Origin of the sequence: Streptomyces sp. NPDC051740 (genome assembly GCF_044453165.1) — a bacterium.
GTDB lineage: Bacteria > Actinomycetota > Actinomycetes > Streptomycetales > Streptomycetaceae > Streptomyces > Streptomyces atrovirens.
On sequence record NZ_JBITCL010000006.1, the window covers coordinates 179,386 to 200,761 of the forward strand.

General features: G+C 70.8%; 21 protein-coding genes and 5 tRNA genes. 20 read left to right on the forward strand and 6 right to left on the reverse strand.

The genetic code is table 11. From position 1 onward, the window contains the following. Positions 1 to 40: 40 nt before the first annotated feature. From ACIA6T_RS12735 to ACIA6T_RS12775, 9 genes are all read left to right on the forward strand, one after another. A complete protein-coding gene (locus ACIA6T_RS12735) occupies positions 41 to 217 on the forward strand; it encodes a hypothetical protein (protein ID WP_399446663.1) in 177 nt (58 codons plus the stop codon). 154 nt (positions 218 to 371) lie between these two features. Next, positions 372 to 1,157: a fumarylacetoacetate hydrolase family protein gene (locus tag ACIA6T_RS12740; RefSeq protein ID WP_399446538.1), complete on the forward strand. Its 786-nt coding sequence runs from the start codon at positions 372 to 374 to the stop codon at positions 1,155 to 1,157. After that, positions 1,150 to 2,634 carry a glutamate--tRNA ligase gene (gene gltX, locus ACIA6T_RS12745; protein WP_399446539.1) on the forward strand — a complete coding sequence of 495 codons (1,485 nt, stop codon included), beginning with the start codon at positions 1,150 to 1,152 and terminating at the stop codon, positions 2,632 to 2,634. Before ACIA6T_RS12740 ends, gltX begins: the two co-directional genes overlap by 8 nt. 185 nt (positions 2,635 to 2,819) lie before the next feature. Then, a complete protein-coding gene (locus ACIA6T_RS12750) occupies positions 2,820 to 3,554 on the forward strand; it encodes an HAD family hydrolase (protein ID WP_399446540.1) in 735 nt (244 codons plus the stop codon). A gap of 91 nt (positions 3,555 to 3,645) precedes the next feature. After that, positions 3,646 to 3,717: transfer RNA gene (locus tag ACIA6T_RS12755), tRNA-Gln, on the forward strand. A gap of 39 nt (positions 3,718 to 3,756) precedes the next feature. Then, positions 3,757 to 3,829: transfer RNA gene (locus ACIA6T_RS12760), tRNA-Glu, on the forward strand. A 62-nt stretch (positions 3,830 to 3,891) separates the two neighbouring features. Further along, positions 3,892 to 3,964, forward strand: a tRNA-Glu gene (locus ACIA6T_RS12765). Between the two features lie 21 nt (positions 3,965 to 3,985). After that, positions 3,986 to 4,057: transfer RNA gene (locus ACIA6T_RS12770), tRNA-Gln, on the forward strand. 27 nt (positions 4,058 to 4,084) lie between these two features. Next, positions 4,085 to 4,157: transfer RNA gene (locus tag ACIA6T_RS12775), tRNA-Glu, on the forward strand. A 127-nt stretch (positions 4,158 to 4,284) separates the two neighbouring features. On the opposite strand, the gene ndgR is transcribed toward ACIA6T_RS12775, so the two are convergent. Next, entirely contained in the window at positions 4,285 to 4,998 is a 714-nt protein-coding gene (gene ndgR, locus ACIA6T_RS12780; protein ID WP_399446541.1) for an IclR family transcriptional regulator NdgR, read from the reverse strand. A 194-nt stretch (positions 4,999 to 5,192) separates the two neighbouring features. Between ndgR and leuC the strand changes: the two genes are divergently transcribed. The 4 genes from leuC (at position 5,193) to ACIA6T_RS12800 (ending at position 8,509) form a co-directional block, all read left to right on the forward strand. Beyond that, a complete protein-coding gene (leuC, locus tag ACIA6T_RS12785) occupies positions 5,193 to 6,620 on the forward strand; it encodes a 3-isopropylmalate dehydratase large subunit (RefSeq protein ID WP_399446542.1) in 1,428 nt (475 codons plus the stop codon). Positions 6,621 to 6,626: 6 nt separating this feature from the next. Then, the gene (gene leuD / locus ACIA6T_RS12790; protein WP_399446543.1) at positions 6,627 to 7,220 is read left to right on the forward strand and encodes a 3-isopropylmalate dehydratase small subunit; all 594 of its coding nucleotides are present in this window, start codon (positions 6,627 to 6,629) and stop codon (positions 7,218 to 7,220) included. A gap of 277 nt (positions 7,221 to 7,497) precedes the next feature. Beyond that, entirely contained in the window at positions 7,498 to 7,728 is a 231-nt protein-coding gene (locus ACIA6T_RS12795; protein ID WP_399446544.1) for a hypothetical protein, read from the forward strand. A 136-nt stretch (positions 7,729 to 7,864) separates the two neighbouring features. Continuing rightward, positions 7,865 to 8,509 carry an HU family DNA-binding protein gene (locus ACIA6T_RS12800; RefSeq protein ID WP_399446545.1) on the forward strand — a complete coding sequence of 215 codons (645 nt, stop codon included), beginning with the start codon at positions 7,865 to 7,867 and terminating at the stop codon, positions 8,507 to 8,509. 102 nt (positions 8,510 to 8,611) lie between these two features. Here the strand turns inward: ACIA6T_RS12800 and ACIA6T_RS12805 are convergent, their stop codons facing one another. Together ACIA6T_RS12805 and cofC are read right to left on the reverse strand one after the other, a co-directional pair. Further along, on the reverse strand, positions 8,612 to 8,815 hold the full coding sequence (locus ACIA6T_RS12805; RefSeq protein WP_030824720.1) for a hypothetical protein: 204 nt from the start codon (positions 8,813 to 8,815) through the stop codon (positions 8,612 to 8,614). 9 nt (positions 8,816 to 8,824) lie between these two features. After that, positions 8,825 to 9,463 (reverse strand): 2-phospho-L-lactate guanylyltransferase, encoded by a 639-nt coding sequence (cofC, locus tag ACIA6T_RS12810; protein WP_399446546.1) that lies wholly within the window; start codon positions 9,461 to 9,463, stop codon positions 8,825 to 8,827. Between the two features lie 174 nt (positions 9,464 to 9,637). Between cofC and ACIA6T_RS12815 the strand changes: the two genes are divergently transcribed. The 3 genes from ACIA6T_RS12815 to ACIA6T_RS12825 all read left to right on the forward strand — a co-directional run bounded on the left by ACIA6T_RS12815 (position 9,638) and on the right by ACIA6T_RS12825 (position 12,682). Next, positions 9,638 to 10,435 (forward strand): lysophospholipid acyltransferase family protein, encoded by a 798-nt coding sequence (locus tag ACIA6T_RS12815; RefSeq protein ID WP_399446547.1) that lies wholly within the window; start codon positions 9,638 to 9,640, stop codon positions 10,433 to 10,435. Beyond that, positions 10,432 to 11,442 carry an NAD(P)H-dependent glycerol-3-phosphate dehydrogenase gene (locus ACIA6T_RS12820; RefSeq protein WP_399446548.1) on the forward strand — a complete coding sequence of 337 codons (1,011 nt, stop codon included), beginning with the start codon at positions 10,432 to 10,434 and terminating at the stop codon, positions 11,440 to 11,442. The genes ACIA6T_RS12815 and ACIA6T_RS12820 overlap by 4 nt, the downstream gene beginning before the upstream one ends. Before the next feature lie 82 nt (positions 11,443 to 11,524). Then, complete coding sequence (locus tag ACIA6T_RS12825; RefSeq protein ID WP_399446549.1) at positions 11,525 to 12,682, forward strand: D-alanine--D-alanine ligase family protein; 1,158 nt, start codon at positions 11,525 to 11,527, stop codon at positions 12,680 to 12,682. 19 nt (positions 12,683 to 12,701) lie between these two features. On the opposite strand, the gene ACIA6T_RS12830 is transcribed toward ACIA6T_RS12825, so the two are convergent. Together ACIA6T_RS12830 and ACIA6T_RS12835 are read right to left on the reverse strand one after the other, a co-directional pair. After that, entirely contained in the window at positions 12,702 to 13,205 is a 504-nt protein-coding gene (locus tag ACIA6T_RS12830; RefSeq protein ID WP_399446550.1) for a DUF3515 domain-containing protein, read from the reverse strand. Between the two features lie 20 nt (positions 13,206 to 13,225). Beyond that, positions 13,226 to 13,459 carry an Lrp/AsnC family transcriptional regulator gene (locus ACIA6T_RS12835; RefSeq protein ID WP_037933238.1) on the reverse strand — a complete coding sequence of 78 codons (234 nt, stop codon included), beginning with the start codon at positions 13,457 to 13,459 and terminating at the stop codon, positions 13,226 to 13,228. A gap of 206 nt (positions 13,460 to 13,665) precedes the next feature. Between ACIA6T_RS12835 and ACIA6T_RS12840 the strand changes: the two genes are divergently transcribed. After that, positions 13,666 to 14,631, forward strand: coding sequence for a thiamine-phosphate kinase (locus ACIA6T_RS12840; RefSeq protein WP_030866190.1), 966 nt, complete (start codon positions 13,666 to 13,668; stop codon positions 14,629 to 14,631). After that, on the forward strand, positions 14,628 to 15,425 hold the full coding sequence (gene thiD, locus ACIA6T_RS12845; protein WP_399446551.1) for a bifunctional hydroxymethylpyrimidine kinase/phosphomethylpyrimidine kinase: 798 nt from the start codon (positions 14,628 to 14,630) through the stop codon (positions 15,423 to 15,425). The genes ACIA6T_RS12840 and thiD overlap by 4 nt, the downstream gene beginning before the upstream one ends. Before the next feature lie 323 nt (positions 15,426 to 15,748). Here the strand turns inward: thiD and rpmB are convergent, their stop codons facing one another. Further along, positions 15,749 to 15,934 (reverse strand): 50S ribosomal protein L28, encoded by a 186-nt coding sequence (gene rpmB / locus ACIA6T_RS12850; protein ID WP_004924906.1) that lies wholly within the window; start codon positions 15,932 to 15,934, stop codon positions 15,749 to 15,751. A gap of 267 nt (positions 15,935 to 16,201) precedes the next feature. Here rpmB and ACIA6T_RS12855 point away from each other — a divergent pair, with 267 nt between their 5' ends. Together ACIA6T_RS12855 and ACIA6T_RS12860 are read left to right on the forward strand one after the other, a co-directional pair. Beyond that, a complete protein-coding gene (locus ACIA6T_RS12855; protein WP_399446552.1) occupies positions 16,202 to 18,019 on the forward strand; it encodes a DAK2 domain-containing protein in 1,818 nt (605 codons plus the stop codon). Positions 18,020 to 18,046: 27 nt separating this feature from the next. Beyond that, a complete protein-coding gene (locus tag ACIA6T_RS12860; RefSeq protein ID WP_399446553.1) occupies positions 18,047 to 21,268 on the forward strand; it encodes a helicase-related protein in 3,222 nt (1,073 codons plus the stop codon). Positions 21,269 to 21,376 lie beyond the last annotated feature (108 nt).

Here is a 21,376-nt window from a genome sequence, read left to right on the forward strand (position 1 = left end):
CCGTGAACAGGACAGGGCCAAATAAACAGTGAAGACGACGATGATGTTCCACAAGATCGCCAACCCGCGGCGCACCACGCTGGCGCACCTCGACGGCGCCGATGAACTGCAGACGCCGGTCCAGCAGGAGCACACCGTCGACCTCCCGGCCCAGACCGCCAACCCCAAGCGCACCGTCCTCATGGAGATCCCGGTCGCGGCCACCGCCGCGAAGTGACACCGGTCCATACGCGCACCGGCCGCGAAACACTCAAGGGGCGTCCCCACGGCGACGGGGACGCCCCTCGTTGTTATTGCGCGGGGCGCGGACCCCTGCCGCGTTAGCCTGGGACGTCAGACTTCAGCCGATCGGTCAAGGGGACAAGCATCCCGTGCGCATCGCCAGATTCTCCATCGACGGGAACGTCGCCTTCGGCGCGGTCGAGGGCGAGAAGCAGGACGAACTCGTCCTGGACATCATCAAGGGCATCCCGTTCGCGGACTTCGAGCTCTCCGGCACCAAGGTCCCGGTGAGCAAGGTCAGGCTGCTGCCCCCGGTGCTCCCCAACAAGGTGGTGGCCTTCGGCCGCAACTACGCCGAACACGCCAGGGAACTCGGCAACGAGGTGCCCGACGCCCCGTTCGCCTTCTTCAAGCCCTCCACCTCGGTGATCGGCCCCGGCGACGAGATCCAGTACCCCTCCTTCTCCCAGGACGTGCACCACGAGGCCGAGCTGGCCGTGGTCATCGGCCGGATGTGCCGCGAGGTCCCGCGCGAGCGCGTCAAGGACGTGATCCTCGGCTACACCTGCGCCAACGACATCACCGCGCGCGACGTCCAGAAGCGCGAGAAGCAGTGGGCCCGGGCCAAGGGCTTCGACACCTCCTGCCCGCTCGGCCCCTGGGTGGAGACGGACATCGACATCGCCGCCGCGGGCGACCTGACCGTCCAGCTCACGGTCAACGGCGCCCAGCGTCAGCTCGGCCGCACCAGCGAGATGATCCACTCCATCGAGGACCTGATCGTCAACATCTCCGAGGCCATGACGCTGCTCCCGGGCGACGTCGTCCTCACGGGCACCCCGGCCGGGGTCGGCCCCCTCAACGTCGGCGACGAGGTCGCCGTCACCATCGAAGGCATCGGCACTCTCACCAACAAGGTTGTCAAGCGTGGCTAGCGCATCCGGCACTCCAGTTCGCGTCCGTTTCTGCCCCTCGCCCACCGGTAACCCCCATGTGGGCCTGGTCCGCACCGCCCTGTTCAACTGGGCGTTCGCCAAGCACCACCAGGGCACCCTGGTCTTCCGCATCGAGGACACCGACGCGGCCCGCGACTCCGAGGAGTCCTACGACCAGCTGCTCGACTCCATGCGCTGGCTGGGCTTCGACTGGGACGAGGGGCCCGAGGTCGGCGGCCCGCACGCGCCGTACCGCCAGTCGCAGCGCATGGACCTCTACAAGGACGTCGCTCAGAAGCTCCTCGACGCCGGCCACGCCTACCGCTGCTACTGCTCCCAGGAGGAGCTGGACAGCCGCCGCGAGGCCGCCCGCGCCGCCGGCAGGCCCTCCGGCTACGACGGCCACTGCCGCGAGCTCACCGACGCCCAGGTCGAGGAGTACAAGTCCCAGGGCCGCGAGCCGATCGTCCGCTTCCGGATGCCCGACGAGACGATCACCTTCACCGACCTGGTCCGCGGCGAACTGACCTTCACCCCGGAGAACGTCCCGGACTACGGCATCGTCCGCGCCAACGGGGCCCCGCTCTACACGCTGGTCAACCCGGTCGACGACGCTCTGATGGAGATCACCCACGTCCTGCGCGGCGAGGACCTGCTCTCCTCCACCCCCCGCCAGATCGCCCTCTACAAGGCGCTGACCGAGCTGGGCATCGCCAAGCGGACCCCCGCCTTCGGCCACCTGCCGTACGTGATGGGCGAGGGCAACAAGAAGCTCTCCAAGCGCGACCCGCAGTCGTCGCTCAACCTCTACCGCGAGCGCGGCTTCCTCCCCGAGGGCCTGCTCAACTACCTCTCCCTGCTCGGCTGGTCGCTCTCCGCCGACCAGGACGTCTTCTCGATCGACGAGATGGTCGCGGCCTTCGACGTCGCGGACGTGCAGCCGAACCCGGCCCGCTTCGACCTCAAGAAGTGCGAGGCGATCAACGGCGACCACATCCGCATGCTCGACGTGAAGGACTTCACCGAGCGCTGCGCGCCCTGGCTCAGGGCCCCCTTCGCCCCCTGGGCCCCGGAGGCCTTCGACGAGGCCAAGTGGGCGGCCGTCGCCCCGCACGCGCAGACCCGCCTGAAGGTGCTGTCGGAGATCACGGACAACGTCGACTTCCTGTTCCTGCCGGAGCCGGTCTTCGACGAGGCGTCCTGGAACAAGGCGATGAAGGAGGGCTCCGACGCCCTGCTCCGCACGGCCAGGGAGAAGCTGGAGTCCGCCGACTGGACGTCCCCGGACTCCCTCAAGGAGGCCGTCCTGGCCGCCGGCGAGGCCCACGGCCTCAAGCTCGGCAAGGCCCAGGCCCCGGTCCGCGTCGCCGTCACCGGCCGCACGGTCGGCCTGCCGCTCTTCGAGTCCCTGGAGGTCCTGGGCAAGGAGAAGACCCTGGCCAGGATCGACGCGGCCCTGACGAAGCTCGCCGCGTAGCCCACAGGCCGTGCAGGGGCGGCGCCCGGAACCATCCGGGCGCCGCCCCTGCACGTTGCCGGGTGCCGCCGGCGGCATGGTGGTCCGAGCGGTCGTCCGGGACGTGGACCACACGCTTCCCGACGCCGCGTCCGTCGGGGGATGTCCCCCGGGGCCCCAGCCGGTCCGGCTGTACCGTCGGTGGCATGGCGATCCGAGCAGTTGTCTGGGACGTGGACGACACCCTCTTCGACTACACCACCGCCGACCGCGAGGGCATGCGGGCGCACCTGCTGGCCGAAGGGCTGATGGACGGGTACGCCTCCGCGGGGGAGGCGCTGGAGCGGTGGCGGGAGGTGACACGGCAGCAGTGGGCGCGGTTCGCCGCGCGGGAGGTGGACTTCGAGACGCAGCGGCGCGACCGCACCCGGATCTTCCTGGGACGGCCGGAGCTGACGGACGCCGAGGCCGACGACTGGTTCCGGCGGTACGTCACGCACTACGAGTCCGCCTGGAGCCTCTTCCCGGACGTGCTGCCCGTCCTCGACGCCCTCGCCGCCAGTCACCGGCACGCGGTGCTCTCCAACTCCAGCCTCCACGTCCAGGACCGCAAGCTGCGCGTCCTCGGCGTCCACGACCGCTTCGAGGTCATCCTGTGCGCCGCCGAACTGGGCGTCTCCAAGCCCGAGGCCGGCGCGTTCCTCGCCGCCTGCGACGCGCTGGCGCTGCCCCCGGACCAGGTGGCGTACGTCGGTGACCACCCGGAGATCGACGGCCGGGGCGCCGCGGAGGCGGGACTGCTGTCGGTGTGGATCGACCGCGGGAAGGCGTGGGTGGCCGTCGAGCCGCCCGTGGGGCCGCGCCGTATCGCCTCCCTCTCCGAACTCCCGGCGATACTCGCCGCCGATACCCGTTTTGGAGCCCCGTCCACCTTCGGGTAATGTTCTTCCTGCGCCGAGGGGAGCGGGCCGGAAGGCCGGAACCTCGAAGCGTCGAACTAGAACAAGAACCCCTCCGGGGCTTGCGTTCCAGTGGCCTATGGTGTAATTGGCAGCACGACTGATTCTGGTTCAGTTAGTCTTGGTTCGAGTCCAGGTAGGCCAGCTCGCAGAGCTCATCTGCACCGCGGATCTCATCCGCAAAGCCCCCGTTGTGTAGCGGCCTAGCACGCTGCCCTCTCAAGGCAGTAGCGCCGGTTCGAATCCGGTCGGGGGTACAGATCCTTCCCGCGAGGATGGTCAGGGTAGCTCCCGCCGTCATCGACGCAGGATCGCTAGGGCCCCCGTTGTGTAGCGGCCTAGCACGCCGCCCTCTCAAGGCGGTAGCGCCGGTTCGAATCCGGTCGGGGGTACTGACTGGTCTAAACCATCATTGGTCTATGGTGTAATTGGCAGCACGACTGATTCTGGTTCAGTTAGTCTTGGTTCGAGTCCAGGTAGACCAGCAGGATCTGCGGCAACGTATGATCCACGCCCCCGTTGTGTAGCGGCCTAGCACGCCGCCCTCTCAAGGCGGTAGCGCCGGTTCGAATCCGGTCGGGGGTACACGAAGAAAGCCCTCCACCTCGGTGGAGGGCTTTCGGCGTTCCGGGACGCGCGCCCGGGAACCGGGGAACGGGCCCGCCGCGGCGTTGGGGCGGGCCCGTTCCCACGGGACGGTACGGACAGGGGTTCAGGAGCGGCGCAGCGCCTCGGAGAGGCGGCCGGCGGCGTCGATGACGGCCTGGGCGTGCATCCGGCCCGGGTGGCGGGACAGGCGCTCGATGGGGCCGGAGACCGAGACGGCGGCCACCACCCGGTTCGACGGCCCGCGCACCGGCGCGGAGACGGACGCCACGCCCGGCTCGCGCTCGCCGATCGACTGGGCCCAGCCCCGGCGTCGTACGCCCGAGAGGGCCGTCGCCGTGAACCGGGCGCCCTGCAGGCCCCGGTGCAGCCGTTCCGGCTCCTCCCAGGCCATCAGGATCTGCGCCGAGGAACCGGCCTTCATCGTGAGCGTGGAGCCCACCGGCACCGTGTCCCGCAGGCCCGAGAGGCGCTCCGCCGCGGCGACGCAGATGCGCATGTCGCCCTGGCGGCGGTAGAGCTGGGCGCTCTCGCCGGTCATGTCGCGCAGATGCGTGAGCACCGGGCCCGCCGTGGCGAGCAGCCGGTCCTCGCCCGCCGCCGCGGCCAGTTCGGCCAGGCGCGGACCGAGGATGAAACGGCCCTGCATGTCACGTGCCACCATGCGGTGGTGCTCCAGCGCCACGGCCAGGCGGTGGGCCGTGGGTCGTGCCAGTCCGGTGGCCCCGACCAACCCCGCGAGGGTGGCCGGACCGGACTCCAGAGCGCTCAGGACGAGGGCCGCCTTGTCCAGAACGCCGACGCCGCTACTGTTGTCCATGCAACGATACTTGCGTCTCACTCTGTGAAACGCAAGTTCAATTTTCCGTGGAACCCGCCACTCTGGAAGCACGGAAGCAACGCGGCCCGTGGACCACCGGGCCTGGCGGCGGACGCCCGGAAGCAGGGGTGCGGGCGCCGTCTCCCCACAGATCTAGTTGGACCGGCGCACCACGGCCGGCCGGAGGGACAGCGATGGGTAGGACACTCGCGGAGAAGGTCTGGGACGACCACGTCGTCCGGCGCGCCGAGGGCGAGCCCGACCTCCTCTTCATCGATCTGCACCTGCTGCACGAGGTGACCAGCCCGCAGGCCTTCGACGGCCTGCGCAAGAACGGCCGCCCGGTGCGCCGTCTCGACCTCACCATCGCCACCGAGGACCACAACACCCCGACCCTGGACATCGACAAGCCGATCGCCGACCCGGTCTCCCGGGTCCAGCTGGAGACGCTGCGCAAGAACTGCGCCGAGTTCGGCGTCCGGCTGCACTCGCTGGGCGACGTCGAGCAGGGCGTCGTGCACGTCGTCGGCCCGCAGCTCGGTCTGACCCAGCCCGGAATGACCGTCGTCTGCGGCGACTCGCACACGTCCACGCACGGCGCCTTCGGCGGACTCGCGTTCGGCATCGGCACCTCCCAGGTCGAGCACGTGCTGGCCACCCAGACGCTGCCGATGGCCCGCCCGAAGACCATGGCGATCACCGTCAACGGCGAACTGCCCGACGGTGTCACGGCCAAGGACCTGATCCTGGCGATCATCGCGAGGATCGGCACCGGCGGCGGCCAGGGCTACGTCCTGGAGTACCGCGGCGAGGCCATCGAGAAGCTCTCGATGGAGGCCCGGATGACCATCTGCAACATGTCGATCGAGGCCGGCGCCCGCGCGGGCATGATCGCCCCCGACGAGACGACGTTCGCCTACCTGGAGGGCCGTCCGCACGCCCCGAAGGGCGAGGACTGGGACGCGGCCGTCGCCTACTGGAAGACGCTGAAGTCCGACGAGGACGCCGAGTTCGACGCCGAGGTGGTGATCGAGGCCGCCGAGCTGTCGCCGTTCGTCACCTGGGGCACCAACCCGGGCCAGGGCGCCCCGCTTTCGACGTCCGTCCCCGACCCGGCTTCGTACGAAGACGCCTCGGAGCGGCTCGCCGCCGAAAAGGCCCTGGAGTACATGGGGTTGGAGGCCGGCCAGACGCTGCGCTCCATCAACGTGGACACCGTCTTCGTAGGTTCCTGCACCAACGGCCGCATCGAGGACCTGCGCGCCGCCGCGGACATCATCAAGGGCCGCAAGGTCGCCGACGGCGTGCGGATGCTGGTCGTCCCGGGCTCCGCGCGGGTGGGCCTGCAGGCCGTCTCCGAGGGCCTGGACGTGGTCTTCAAGGAGGCCGGCGCCGAATGGCGGCACGCGGGCTGTTCCATGTGCCTGGGCATGAACCCCGACCAGCTCGCCCCCGGTGAGCGCTCCGCCTCCACCTCCAACCGCAACTTCGAGGGCCGGCAGGGCAAGGGCGGTCGCACCCACCTGGTGTCCCCGCAGGTCGCCGCCGCCACCGCGGTCCTCGGTCACCTGGCCTCCCCGGCCGACCTCGCCGCCGACGCCCGTACGCCCGCTGGAGTCTGATCAGTCATGGAAGCATTCACCACGCACACCGGCCGGGCCGTCCCGCTGCGCCGCAGCAACGTCGACACCGACCAGATCATCCCCGCCCACTGGCTCAAGAAGGTGACCCGGGACGGGTTCGAGGACGGGCTGTTCGAGGCCTGGCGCAAGGACGCGTCCTTCATCCTCAACCAGCCCGAGCGCGAGGGCGCGACCGTGCTGGTCGCCGGCCCCGACTTCGGCACCGGCTCCTCCCGTGAGCACGCCGTCTGGGCGCTGCAGAACTACGGCTTCAAGGCCGTGATCTCCTCCCGCTTCGCCGACATCTTCCGCGGCAACTCGCTGAAGAACGGCCTGCTGACGGTGGTCCTCGACCAGAAGATCGTCGACGCGCTGTGGGAGCTCACCGAAGCCGACCCCACCATCGAGATCACCGTGGACCTCCAGGCCCGCGAGGTGCGCGCCGAGGGCATCACCGCCTCCTTCGAGCTGGACGAGAACTCCCGCTGGCGGCTGCTGAACGGGCTCGACGACATCTCCATCACGCTGAAGAACGAGGCGGACATCGCCGCGTACGAGGCGAAGCGCCCGTCGTTCAAGCCGAGGACGCTCACGGCCTGACCCGCGCCACGGCCGAAGTCCTCGCCAGAGGTCGACTTTCGGCCACCGGACCACCCCTCCCGTACCCCTGATCGCCCCGATCGGGGGTACGGGCATGTCTGCACCCGTTCGGCCCCGCGTGCCACCTCGACGGTCCTCAACTTGCCACGTTACGAAGGTGGTTGCCGGGGTACACGTGTCATGTGCCCGTGATCTTCGCGTGTGTCCGGACCGCCGTCCGAGGCGGCAGTTACCCCCTGCGCAGGCGACAACTCGCCCCAGATGGCACAATCTGTGCATGGAACACGACGGCCAACTCCAGCTCTATGCGGCGGTCGCGGTCCGGCTCAAGGAAGCGCACGCAAAGGTGCGCGCACTGCAAGTCCCGGAGGGCGTACGGATGGCGCTGACCCGGAAGCTGCTGGTCATTACGGCCGCGGCCAAACATGATCTCGCCGGTGCGGCAAGGCGTCTGGAGCGGTTCACCGAAGACCTCGACGAGGGTCGATTCCCCGAAGGGGAACGCTGAACCGGTCGGGACAACCGAGTTCGTTGCGGCACAAGGGTGATTAGCCCGTTTCGTGTTTGATTTGCGGTATATATCTGCCTAACGTGCGAAAAAGCTTGAACACTTTCGTTCTGGCGATGTCTCCGAAGGGGAAGACGTGAACAAGGCGCAGCTCGTAGAAGCGATTGCCGACAAGGTGGGCGGCCGCCAGCAGGCCGCCGACGCCGTCGACCACGTACTGGACGCCATCGTCCGCGCGGTCGTCTCGGGTGAGCGGGTCTCGGTCACCGGCTTCGGTTCGTTCGAGAAGGTCGACCGTCCGGCCCGCTACGCCCGTAACCCCCAGACGGGCGAGCGGGTTCGGGTCAAGAAGACCTCCGTTCCGCGCTTCCGCGCGGGCCAGGGCTTCAAGGACCTGGTGAGCGGCTCGAAGAAGCTGCCGCGCGGTGGTGAGGTCTCGGTCAAGAAGGCGCCCAAGGGCAGCCTGACCGGGGGTGCTTCGGCCACGGTCAAGAAGGCCGCCGCGAAGAAGACGACGGCGAAGAAGGCCGCCACCGCGAAGAAGACGGCGGCCAAGAAGGCCGCCACCGCGAAGAAGGCCACCACCAAGACGGCGGCGGCCAAGAAGACCACGGCCACGAAGGCGCCCGCCAAGACCGCGGCGACGGCGAAGACCACCGCCGCGAAGAAGACGACCGCCAAGAAGGCCCCGGCGAAGAAGGCGACGGCCACGAAGGCGCCCGCCAAGAAGTCCACCGCGCGCAAGACCACCGCCAAGAAGACCACCACCCGCAAGAAGTAGCGGGCCGGGTCCCGTCCCTTCGGGCAAGCGGCACTCACGCGCCGGGCCGGACTCCCTCGGGAGCCCGGCCCGCGGTGTGTTCCGGGACCGGTGACCGGGTGATCAGAACGTCTGGAGCGTCACCAGTGTGATCCGCCGGGCCCCGCCCTCGCCCTCGGTCTCGATGCGTACCCGCTGCCCGGGACGCAGCAGCAGCAGACCCCCCGCGTCGAACGCCGGGGCGTCGAAGGGCACCGGCGTGCCGTCGTCCAGGAGCACCTGGCCGCTGCGGCTGTCCGGGTCGTAGGTGTACGCGGTGGCCTGCATGCCGGCAGCCTACTGCTCGGTGATGAGCGACCGCGCGGCGACCGCGGCCGTGCGGGGGCCCACGCCCAGCGCCAGCGCCGCCCGCAGATCGTCGCCGGTGTCCACGTCCTGCCGTACCGAGTCCACACCGTCGAGCCCCAGCTCCACGGCTCCGGACTCCCGGTGCCGGGCCCGGGAACCCGGGCCGAAGAACGGACGCAATTCCCGGCCCCGGCTCGCGGCCAGCAATGTCGTGCCGACCCCGGCGGAATCGGCGAGGAACGCGCGCGGGAATTCGGCGGCCGTATCGAGAACACGGGCCAGTTCCGGCGGGCGGAGCGCCGGTAGATCGGCGTTGAGGGCCGCGACACAAGCCGCGCGGCGAGCGGCGCCCGCCACCGCCGCGCCGTGGGCGAGAGCCGCGTTCAGGCCGTCGCGCGGCTCGTCCGGGACGATTCCGGCACCCAGTGCGGCCAGCTCCCGGGAGGCGAGGACGTCGTCCGTGACGACCACCACATCCCGTACCGCCGGGCATTCCAGCGCGGCGGCCACCGTGTCCTGGGCGAAGGCGAGCGCGAGACCCGGGCGCAGGGCGTCGTCCGCGGTGTCCGAGAGCCTGCTCTTGGCCCGGTCCAGCGGCTTCAGGGGTACCACCAGGGTCCACTGCACGAGTGTTGTGTCCCTCTCTTGTCGCGGTCATTGTCACCCGGCACACCGGGCGGCCGGGGGGTCGGGGCGTACGGTGTTCTCGACAGACCGGCGGCCCGGGGCGACACTTGTGCGGCCCGCCTGGCCTCCGGGTCCGGGCCCCGGGCCTGACATTCGGAAGAGGAAGGTGTACTCGTGCCGCGCCGCAGAATCGGCTTCTGGTACCGCTTCGCCGCGGTTCTCTGCAAACCGCCGCTGGTGGTTCTGCTCAAGCGGGACTGGCGCGGAATGGAGAACATTCCGGTTGAGGGTGGATTTATCACCGCGGTGAACCACAATTCGCACATCGATCCCTTCGCCTACGCGCACTTTCAGTACAACACCGGACGCGTTCCGCGATTCCTGGCGAAGAGCGGGCTTTTCAACAAGGGATTCATCGGTGCCGCGATGCGCGGCACCGGGCAGATCCCCGTCTACCGCGAGAGCACGGACGCGCTCAGCGCCTTCCGCGCGGCGATCGACGCCGTGGAGCGCGGTGAATGCGTCGCCTTCTACCCCGAGGGCACCCTCACCCGCGACCCCGACGGCTGGCCCATGACCGGCAAGACCGGTGCCGCGCGCGTCGCCCTGCAGACCAAGTGCCCCGTGATCCCGGTCGCCCAGTGGGGCGCCAACGAACTGCTGCCGCCGTACGCCAAGAAGCTCAGCCTGCTGCCGCGCAAGACGCACCGTGTGCTGGCCGGGCCGCCGGTGGACCTCGACCGCTTCTACGAGCGGGAGATGACCCCGGAGCTGCTCAAGGAGGCGACGGAGGCCATCATGGCGGCCGTGACGCGTCAGCTGGAGCAGATCCGCGGGGAGCGGGCCCCCGAGACGCCGTACGACCCGCGCCGTGAGCGGATCGAGCAGCGCCGCAGGACGCACACGCAGAAGCGGGAGGAGCGGGCGCGGGGCAGCAGGCCCACCGCGCGGGAAGAGGGGCTGGGCACGTGAGCGAGCCGGTCAAGGCGGCCGTCTTCGGTACCGGATCGTGGGGGACGGCCTTCGGCATGGTCCTCGCCGACGCGGGCTGCGACGTCGTGCTGTGGGGGCGGCGCCCCGAACTCGCCGAGGCGGTCAACTCCACCCGCACCAATCCCGACTACCTGCCCGGGATCGAACTCCCGGAGAACCTGCGGGCCACCGCGGACGCCGCCGAGGCCGCGCGCGGAGCCGACTTCACCGTCCTCGCCGTCCCCTCCCAGACCCTGCGCGGCAACCTCGCCGAGTGGGCGCCGCTGCTCGCGCCCGGCACGGTCCTGGTGTCGCTGATGAAGGGCGTCGAACTCGGCTCCGCGATGCGGATGAGCGAGGTGGTCGACGACGTCGCCAAGGTCGGCGCCGACCGCATCGCCGTGGTCACCGGGCCCAACCTGGCCCGGGAGATCGCCGCCCGGATGCCGGCCGCCGCCGTGGTCGCCTGCACCGACGAAGGCGTCGCCCGGCGGCTCCAGACCGCCTGCCACACGCCGTACTTCCGGCCGTACACCAACACCGACGTCATCGGCTGCGAGCTGGGCGGCGCCGTGAAGAACGTCATCGGTCTCGCCGTCGGCATCGCGGACGGCATGGGGCTCGGCGACAACGCCAAGGGCTCGCTCATCACCCGCGGCCTCGCCGAGACCACCCGGCTCGGCGTCGCCCTCGGCGCCGACCCGCTGACCTTCTCCGGACTGGCGGGCCTGGGCGACCTGGTGGCCACCTGCTCCTCGCCGCTGTCGCGCAACCACACCTTCGGCACCAACCTCGGCAAGGGCCTGACCCTCGAGGAGACCATCGCGGTCACCAAGCAGACCGCGGAGGGCGTGAAGTCCTGCGAGTCGGTGCTGGACCTGGCCCGTCGGCACGGCGTCGACATGCCGCTCACCGAGACGGTCGTCTCCATCGTGCACGAGGGCAAGCCCCCGGTGGTCGCCGTCAAGGAGCTGATGTCGCGCAGCGCGAAGCCCGAACGACGCTGAGCGACGGCCCCCTCCGTTCGGCTCACGCACGGCGTTGCGGGCGCTGTGTCCCGGCCCTACGGGCGGGTACGCTCATCGCGATATGAGCACCGAGAACCTCCCCCAGAGCCCCGAGCAGCCGTCCCGCAAACCGCGTGTGGCCGTCGTGTTCGGCGGGCGCAGCTCCGAACACGGGATCTCCGTGGTCACCGCCGGCGCCGTCCTCAAGGCCATCGACCGGACCACGTACGACGTCCTGCCGATCGGCATCACCACGGACGGCCGCTGGGCGCTCACCGCCGACGAGCCGGAACGCATGGCGATCACCGACCGCCGCACGCCCAGCGTCGACCAGCTCGCCGAGTCGACGGAGGGTGGCGTGGTGCTCCCCGTCGACCCCGCCAACCGCGAAGTCGTCTACAGCGAGCCGGGTTCGGTGCCCAAGGCGCTCGGCGAGGTCGACGTGGTCTTCCCGGTGCTGCACGGCCCCTACGGCGAGGACGGCACCCTCCAGGGCCTGCTGGAGCTCTCCGGCGTCCCCTACGTCGGCTCGGGCGTGCTCGCCTCGGCCGTCGGCCAGGACAAGGAGTACATGAAGCGGGTGTTCACCTCCTTCGGGCTGAAGGTCGGCCCGTACGTGGTGATCCGGCCGCGCGAGTGGCGGCGGGACGAGTCCGCCGCCCGGAAGAAGATCGTCGACTTCGCCGGCGAGCACGGCTGGCCGCTGTTCGTGAAGCCCGCCCGCGCGGGCTCGTCGATCGGCATCACCAAGGTCGACGACATCTCCGGCCTGGACGAGGCGATCGCCGAGGCCCAGCGCCACGACCCGAAGATCCTCGTCGAGGCGGCGCTGCGCGGCCGTGAGATCGAGTGCGGTGTGCTGGAGTTCGAGGACGGCCCGCGCGCCTCGCTGCCGGCCGAGATCCCGCCGCCCGACGCGCACGCGTACTACGACTTCGAGGCCAAGTACATCGACTCCACGCCCGGCATCGTGCCCGCGCCGCTGACCGACGAGGAGACGGCCGAGGTACGGCGGCTCGCGGTGGAGGCGTTCGACGCGGCCTCCTGCGAGGGGCTGGTCCGCGCGGACTTCTTCCTCACCGAGGACGGCGAGTTCGTGATCAATGAGATCAACACCATGCCCGGCTTCACGCCCATCTCGATGTACCCGCAGATGTGGCAGGCCACCGGGGTGAGCTACCCGGAGCTGGTCGACCTGCTGGTGCGGGCGGCGCTGCGCCGGTCGACCGGTCTGCGCTGAGCCACCGCGCACGCGCGCTTCAGAAGGCGATCCCCTCGGGGATCGCCTTCTTCAGGGCCGGGGCGAGATCGATCAGTACGCCCGTGCTGTCCCGTCCGTCGACCACCTTCACCTCGACATACGCCTCGCGGTTGGCGGTGGTGAAGCGCCGCACGCCGTCGTCCTGCGTCTCCATGAGCCAGTCGACGCCGTTCACTCCGCCCGGCACCGCGTCGGCGTCGTTCCCGTTGGCCACCTTGGGGTCGGCCATCTTCGGCGGTCGCTCGACACCGCACCGCAGTATGATCGCCACGCCGCCCCAGCCCGCGGTCAGTTCGGACGCGGGTTCGGGATCGTCGCGACTCTCACCGTCCACCTTCGCCGGCAGGGCCTCGTCCAGGTTCTGGCACAGCTTGGTGACCTTCGCGTCCGGGCTGGGAACCGCCGCGGACGCGCTGTCGTCTGCCGAGGAGCAGCCCGCGGCGGCGGTGATCAGCACCGCGAGCGCGGACAGGACGGTGTGCCGGTGACGGAAGGAGTTCACCGGCACAGGGTAGACGGGGGCTACAGATGGACGACCGGGCAGGTCAGGGTACGGGTGATGCCGTCCACTTGCTGGACTTTGGCGACCACCATGCGGCCCAGGTCGTCGACGGTGTCGGCTTGGGCGCGCACGATCACGTCGTACGGTCCGGTCACGTCCTCGGCCTGGATGACTCCAGGGATCTTGCCGATCAGCTCGGCGACGGTCGACGCCTTGCCGACCTCCGTCTGGATCAGGATGTACGCCTGTACCACGGAACCTCCAGGGCGGCCACGAGGATCATGTGGGGAAAAGGAACGCCACGGTATCGCGTCGCCGCTCCTCGCGGGGAGACCTGCGGGAACCGGGCCTTGCGCGCCGGGGTACAGACACGAGAGAAGTTGACGGTCACTTCGACCGTAGCGAGGACTCGAACGCCTCGCGACCGGGCACGGACAGGGATAGAAGGGTCGAAAGGGAAATGAAGGGCACTGTTGGTGAGCTCGGCGAGTTCGGGCTCATCAGGGAGCTCACCTCCCGTCTCACCACCACCCCGGCGGTCCGGGTCGGCCCCGGCGACGACGCCGCGGTGGTCTCCGCGCCCGACCGCAGGGTCGTGGCCAGCACCGACATCCTGCTGGAGGGCCGGCACTTCCGCCGCGACTGGTCCACGGCCTACGACGTCGGCCGTAAGGCCGCCGCGCAGAACCTCGCCGACATCGCCGCCATGGGCGCCGTGCCGACCGCGCTGCTGCTCGGCCTCGTCGTCCCCGCGGAACTGCCGGTGACCTGGCCCAGCGAGCTGATGGACGGCCTGCGCGACGAGTGCCAGGTGGCCGGCGCCGCGGTCGTCGGCGGCGATGTCGTACGCGGCGACACGATCATGGTGTCGATCACCGCGCTCGGCGATCTGCGCAACCAGGAGCCCGTCACCCGGGGCGGAGCGCAGCCCGGCGACCTCGTCGCGGTGACCGGCTGGCTGGGCTGGTCCGCGGCCGGGCACGCGGTGCTCTCCCGCGGGTTCCGCTCGCCGCGCGCCTTCGTCGAGGCCCACCGGCGTCCCGAACCGCCGTACCACGCGGGACCGGCCGCCGCCGGTCTCGGCGCGACCGCGATGTGCGACGTGAGCGACGGGCTGATCGCCGACCTCGGGCACATCGCCGAGGCCAGTAAGGTCCGCATCGACATCCGCTCCGGCGCGATCGACATCCCCTCGCAGATGAACGACATCGGCCAGGCCGTCGGCGTCGACCCCATGCAGTGGGTGCTGACCGGGGGAGAGGACCACGCGATCGTGGCGACCTTCCCGCCGGACGTGAAGCTGCCCGCCCGCTGGAAGGTGATCGGCGAGGTGCTCAACCCGTCGGCGCTGCCCCAGGTGACGGTCGACGGGGCGCCCTGGACGACCCAGGGCGGCTGGGACCACTTCGGGGACATCGAGTCATGAGCGCGCCGCCCAGGGTCCTCACCGTGGCCGGCTCCGACTCGGGCGGCGGCGCCGGCATCCAGGCGGACCTGAAGACGATGCTCGCGCTCGGCGTGCACGGCATGAGCGTGCTCACCGCGGTGACCGCGCAGAACTCCCTGGGCGTGCAGGGCGCCTGGGAGCTGCCCGTGGAGGCGGTGCGGGCCCAGTACCGCAGCGTCGTCGACGACATCGGGGTGCAGGCGGTCAAGACCGGCATGCTGTCCTCCGCCGAACTCGTCGAGGCGGTGGCCGACTTGATCGCCGGCACGGACGCGCCGGCGGTCGTCGACCCGGTGGGGGTCTCCAAGCACGGGGACCCGCTGCTCGCGGCCTCCGCGCTGGACTCCGTACGGACGAGACTGCTGCCGGTGGCGACGGTCGCCACCCCGAACCTGGACGAGGTGGCGCAGCTCACCGGCGTACGGGTCGAGACGGAGGGCGATCTGCGCCGGGCGGCTCGGGCGGTGCTGGAGTTCGGGCCGCGCTGGGTGGTGATCAAGGGCGGCCACCTGTCCGGCGACGCCGTGGACCTGCTCACCGACGGGTCCGGGGAACACTGGCTGCGCGCCCCGAGACACGACAACCGCCACACCCACGGCACGGGCTGCACCCTCGCCTCGGCGATCGCATCGGAACTGGCGAAGGGCCACCCGGTGCCGGAGGCGGTGAAGACAGCCAAGTCCTACGTCACCGGAGCGATATCCTCCGGCTTCGCCCTGGGCGCAGGCATAGGCCCGGTGAACCACGCCTGGAACCTGGCCCCACCCCACTGACGCGACCAGCCACCCCTGCCGTTCCCGCGGGCAGTCGCCCCTGCCGTTTCCGCGGGCAGTCGCCCCTGCCGTTCCCGCGGGCAGTCACCCCCGCCGTTCCCGCAGGCGGCAGCCCCGCCGTTTCCGCGGGCAGTCGTGCCGCAGGGCGGCACGGGTGGGCGCGACGGCACCCCGCAAGCGCCGGGCCGCGCAACCTCACCCCCGGCCCACACCCACACCGGGGCCCCCGCAAACGCGTCGGCCCACAGCAAGAAGCCGGCCCACCCCAAGGTGGACCGGCTGTTGCGGCGAAACCGACTACGGCCGCGCGCTCAGCGAAAGCGTCAGCGCGAGACCTTGCCGGCCTTGATGCACGAGGTGCAGGCATTCACGCGCTTCGGCGTCCCGCCGACCACGGTACGCACACGCTGGATGTTCGGGTTCCAGCGACGAGGCGTACGGCGGTGCGAGTGCGAGATGTTGTTGCCGAAGCCCGGCCCCTTGCCGCAGACGTCGCAGTTGGCAGCCACCGGTCACTCCAAAGACTTCAGATGCACTTACGGTTGATCCCGGCATGCCGGGATCGAGATTCCGAGCTCCAGGAGCCCTGTGGAATCTGAGTGGCGTTGCCAGGTGAGAGGCCCGATCGGATCGGGCAACCGGAGCAGCATACAACGGCTGCTCCCGTAGAACGAAACTACCACGGCAGCTCAGAGGCCCGCCTCCGGCCCTCTTCCGGCGGGCGTCGTCCCACGGTCTACGCTGCCTGCCACGGTCGGCAGCTCAAGGAGGCGCAGGTGGCGCAGGTGCCGCAGACATTCTTCGATGCTCTCGCGGTGCGCTCCTGGTGCGGTCTCGCGCTCGAGGCGCTGGGACGGGCCCGTGAGGAGATCGACGCGATCAACGTCTACCCGGTGGCGGACGGGGACACCGGGACGAATCTCTACCTGACCGTCGAGTCGGCGACCGCGGCGGTGGAAGCGGTGTTCGAGGGGCACGAGGCCGGCGGGGACCGGCGGCCGGCACTGGCCGACGCCGTACGGGCGATGGCGCACGGGGCGCTGATCGGCGCCCGCGGCAACTCCGGGACGATCCTGGCGCAGCTGCTGCGCGGCATGGCCCAGGTGCTGGCCGGTGACGAGGCCCCGGCCCACGCCGACGGGCAGGGGCTGCGGACCGCGCTGCGGCACGCGGCCGACTCCGCGCGCCGGGCGGTCGCGCATCCCGTCGAGGGCACGGTCCTCACCGTCGCCTCGGCCGCCGCCGACGCGGCCGGCCGGGCGGAGGGCGACTGCGGGGCGGTGGCGCGGGCGGCCCACGAGGGAGCCCGCGCGGCACTCGCCGAGACCCCGGCCCGGCTGGCCGTCCTCCAGCGCGCCGGAGTGGTCGACGCGGGCGGCAGGGGTCTGGTGGCGGTGCTCGCGGCACTGGTGGAGACGTTCACGGGGGAGGCACCGCGAGCGATGCCCGCGGTGGGGGGACCGTGGAGCGGCTCCGTACGCACCACCGGTACCGGGCTGCACGCGCGCGTGGAGCATGTGGCCGAGCCGCCCGCCGGAGGCGCGGCGGACCCGGGGGACGGGGAGCGGTGCCACGCGCGCGTGGCGGCACGTGGAGATCTCCCCGAGGGCGCCGCCGAACCCGGTGAGTGCGCCGACGCCGGAGCAGCGCCGGGGGCCGGCGGTCCGGCCTTCGAGGTGATCTACCTCCTGGAGGCCGGGGACGCGGCCGTCGCGCGGCTGCGCGACCGGCTCGACGCGCTGGGCGACTCGCTCGTGGTGGTCGGCGGGGACGGACTGTGGAACGTCCATGTGCACGTCGACGACGCGGGCGCCGCCGTGGAGGCCGGGGTCGAGGCCGGACGGCCGTACCGGATCCGGATCACCCACTTCGGCGCGGGGGACGTCCACACGACCGGGGCCGAGCCGACGGCGACGGCGCCCGGGGAACGCGTTCAGCGGGCCGTCGTGGCCGTGGTGTCCGGCGAGGGCCTGGCGGATCTGTACGCCGGGGCGGGCGCGACCACCGTGCTCGCCTGCCCCGGGGAGCCGCCCGCGAGCGGCGAACTCGTCCAGGCCGTACGGCGCGCGCACGCACGGGAGGTGGTGCTGCTGCCCAACGACGCCGACCTGCGCCACACCGCCGCCGCGGCGGCCGAGCAGGTCCGGGCGGAGGGCGTCCGGGTGGCCCTCATCCCGACCCGCTCCGCGGTCCAGGGCATCGCGGCGCTCGCGGTGCACGAGCCGGAGCGCCGCTTCGACGAGGACGTGGTGTCGATGACGTCGGCGGCGGGTGCGACCCGCTACGCCGAGGTCACCGTCGCCGAGCGCCAGTCCTGGACCATGGCGGGCATCTGCCAGGCCGGGGACGTCCTCGGTCTGGTCGACGGGGACGTGGCCGTGATCGGGCAGGACCTCACGGCCACCGCCGAGGCCGTCCTCGACCGCATGCTCGCGGCCGGCGGCGAACTGGTCACCCTGGTCCTCGGCGACGACGCACCCGGATCCGTCGCCGCCCACCTGGAGACCCGCGTCCGCGAGGGCTACCTCGCCGTCGACACGGTGGTGTACCACGGCGGCAGACAGGGCGCCCTGCTGCTCATCGGGGTGGAGTGACACCCGTTGTCAGTGAGGTGGTGTCCAATGGATGCCGTGCCCGCACTGGAAGAACCACTGAAGAAGGTGCTCGGCCCCGCCACCGCGAAGGTGATGGCCGAGCACCTCGGCCTGCACACCGTAGGCGACCTCCTGCACCACTACCCGCGCAGATACGAGGAGCGCGGCCAGCTCACCCACCTCGCCGACCTCCCCATGGACGAGCACGTCACGGTGGTCGCCCAGGTCGCCGACGCCCGCCTGCACACCTTCGCCTCCGCCAAGGCCCCGCGCGGCAAGGGCCAGCGCCTGGAGGTGACCGTCACGGACGGCAGCGGCCGGCTGCAACTGGTCTTCTTCGGCGCCGGAGTCCACAAACCGCACAAGGAACTCCTGCCGGGCACCCGCGCGATGTTCGCCGGCAAGGTCTCCGTCTTCAACCGCCGCCTCCAACTCGCCCATCCCGCGTACGAGTTGCTGCGCGGTGACGCCGAGGAGACGGTCGATACCTGGGCCGGCGCCCTCATCCCGATCTACCCCGCCACCGCCAAACTGGAGTCCTGGAAGATCGGCAAGGCGCTCCAGACGGTCCTGCCCAGCGCCCAGGAGGCCGTCGACCCGCTCCCGGAGTCCCTCCGCGCGGGCCGCGGACTGGCCGCGCTCCCCGAGGCCCTGCTGAAGATCCACCGCCCGCACACCAAGGCGGACATCGAGGACGCCCGCGCCCGCCTCAAATGGGACGAGGCCTTCGTCCTCCAGGTCGCCCTCGCCCGCCGCCGCCACGCCGACGCGCAACTCCCCGCCGTGGCCCGCCGCCCCAGGCCGGACGGCCTCCTCACCGCCTTCGACGACCGTCTCCCCTTCACCCTCACCGAGGGCCAGCAGAAGGTCTCCGCCGAGATCTTCACCGACCTCGCCACCGAACACCCCATGCACCGCCTGCTCCAGGGCGAAGTGGGGTCGGGCAAGGCACAGCCCCTCGACTCACTGGTTCTCACACCTGACGGCTTCCGCCGCATGGGAGACATGAGGACGGGGGACGAGATCGTCGTCCCGACCGGGGAGCGGGCGCTGATCGACGGTGTCTTTCCGCAAGGGGAGCGGGATGTCTGGCGCCTGGTCCTTTCGGACGGTAGTGCGGTCGAGTGCGACGACGAGCACCTGTGGATCGTCGGGACGAGTTGTGCATGGCACCGAGGCCAGGCTCCCAAGGTCATGACCACCAGGGAGATCCGTCTCGATACCTACAAGGCCAATGGGTCCTCGAAGTGGTATCTCCCGGCTGCTGTGCCTGTTGACCTGGGAGGCGACTCCGGATTGCCGCTCGATCCGTACCTGTTCGGCCTCCTTTTGGGAGATGGGTCATTCCGGCACAACCTGCGTCTGTCCACCGTTGACGACGAGATCCGTGATGCCGTGGCGACCGCAGTGGCGCCCGACTGCCGACTCGTCCCGGTGACAGGTTCTCGCTGTGACTACACGATTCAGCTGACACGTCGTGCGGGCGGCGTGCGTAATCCTGTCATCCAAGCTCTGCGCGACCTGAACCTCTGGGGCCTGACGTCGCACGGGAAATTCGTCCCCGACGCCTTCAAGAACACCTCGATCAAGAACCGTCTTGCCTTGCTGCAGGGCCTTCTGGACACTGACGGAACGGTTCACAAGGACGGCTTGAGCGTCTCGCTCTGTTCGGCCTCATACCGACTGGCGGATGACGTCGCCTGGCTTGTCCGCTCCCTGGGAGGTCGTGCGCGGGTTCTCCCGAAAGGGGCGGCCTTCAACGTGTCGGTGGCCCTGCCTGACGAATACGCCCCATTCAGGCTTTCCCGCAAGGCGGACCGGGTGCGGTCCAGGCCGGAATACAACACCTTTCGGCGTGGCATCCGGGCGGTCGAATACGTCGGTCGCAAGCCGGCCCAGTGCATCAGCGTCGCTCATCCGAGCCGTGCCTATGTCACCGACAACTTCACAGTGACCCACAACACGATGGTCGCCCTGCGCGCGATGCTCGCCGTCGTCGACGCGGGCGGGCAGGCGGCGATGCTCGCGCCCACCGAAGTGCTCGCCCAGCAGCACCACCGGTCGGTCACCGAGATGATGGGGGAGCTCGCCGAGGGAGGGATGCTCGGGGGAGCGGAGGCCGCCACCAAGGTGGTGCTGCTCACCGGGTCCATGGGAGCGGCGGCGCGGCGCCACGCGCTGCTCGACCTGGCCACCGGCGAGGCCGGCGTCGTCATCGGCACGCACGCGCTGATCGAGGACAAGGTGAAGTTCCACGACCTGGGCCTGGTCGTGGTCGACGAACAGCACCGCTTCGGCGTGGAGCAGCGCGACGCCCTGCGCGGCAAGGGCAAACAGCCCCCGCACCTGCTCGTCATGACCGCCACCCCCATCCCGCGCACGGTCGCGATGACGGTCTTCGGCGACCTGGAGACCTCCGTCCTGGACCAGCTCCCGGCCGGCCGCTCGCCCATCGCCAGCCATGTCGTGCCGGCCGCCGACAAGCCGCACTTCCTCGCCCGCGCCTGGGAACGGGTCCGCGAGGAGGTCGCGAACGGCCACCAGGCGTACGTGGTCTGCCCGCGCATCGGTGACGAGGAGGACGACCCGAAGAAGGCCGGCAGGAAGAAGTCCCCCGAGGACGAGGCGGAGAAGCGGCCCCCGCTCGCCGTCCTCGACATCGCGGAGCAGCTCGCGGGAGGGCCGCTGCGGGGGCTCAGGGTCGAGGTCCTGCACGGGCGTATGCAGCCCGACGACAAGGACGCCGTCATGCGCCGCTTCGCCGCGGGCGAGGCCGACGTCCTGGTCGCCACCACCGTCATCGAGGTCGGGGTCAACGTCCCCAACGCCACCGCGATGGTGATCATGGACGCCGACCGCTTCGGCGTCTCCCAGCTCCACCAGCTGCGCGGCCGGGTCGGCCGCGGCTCGGCCCCGGGCCTGTGTCTGCTGGTCACCGAGATGCCCGAGGCGAGCGCGGCCCGGCAGCGGCTGAACGCCGTCGCCGCCACCCTCGACGGCTTCGAACTCTCCCGCATCGACCTGGAGCAGCGCCGCGAGGGCGACGTCCTGGGCCAGGCCCAGTCCGGCACCCGCTCCAGCCTGCGCATGCTCGCCGTCATCGACGACGAGGAGATCATCGCCGAGGCGAGGGAGGAAGCGGCAGCGGTGGTCGCCGCCGACCCGGAACTGGCCGGGCTCCCCGCCCTGCGAACGGCCCTGGACGCCCTCTTGGACGAGGAGAGGGAACAGTACTTGGAGAAAGGCTGAGCGGCAGCGCCCTCCAGGGGCGCGGGGCCGTATCGACATGCGGCTCCGCCGCGTGGGCGCGAGTGACCACGACGAACCCGCAGCCGCTCACAACGCGAGGCGTCCCCC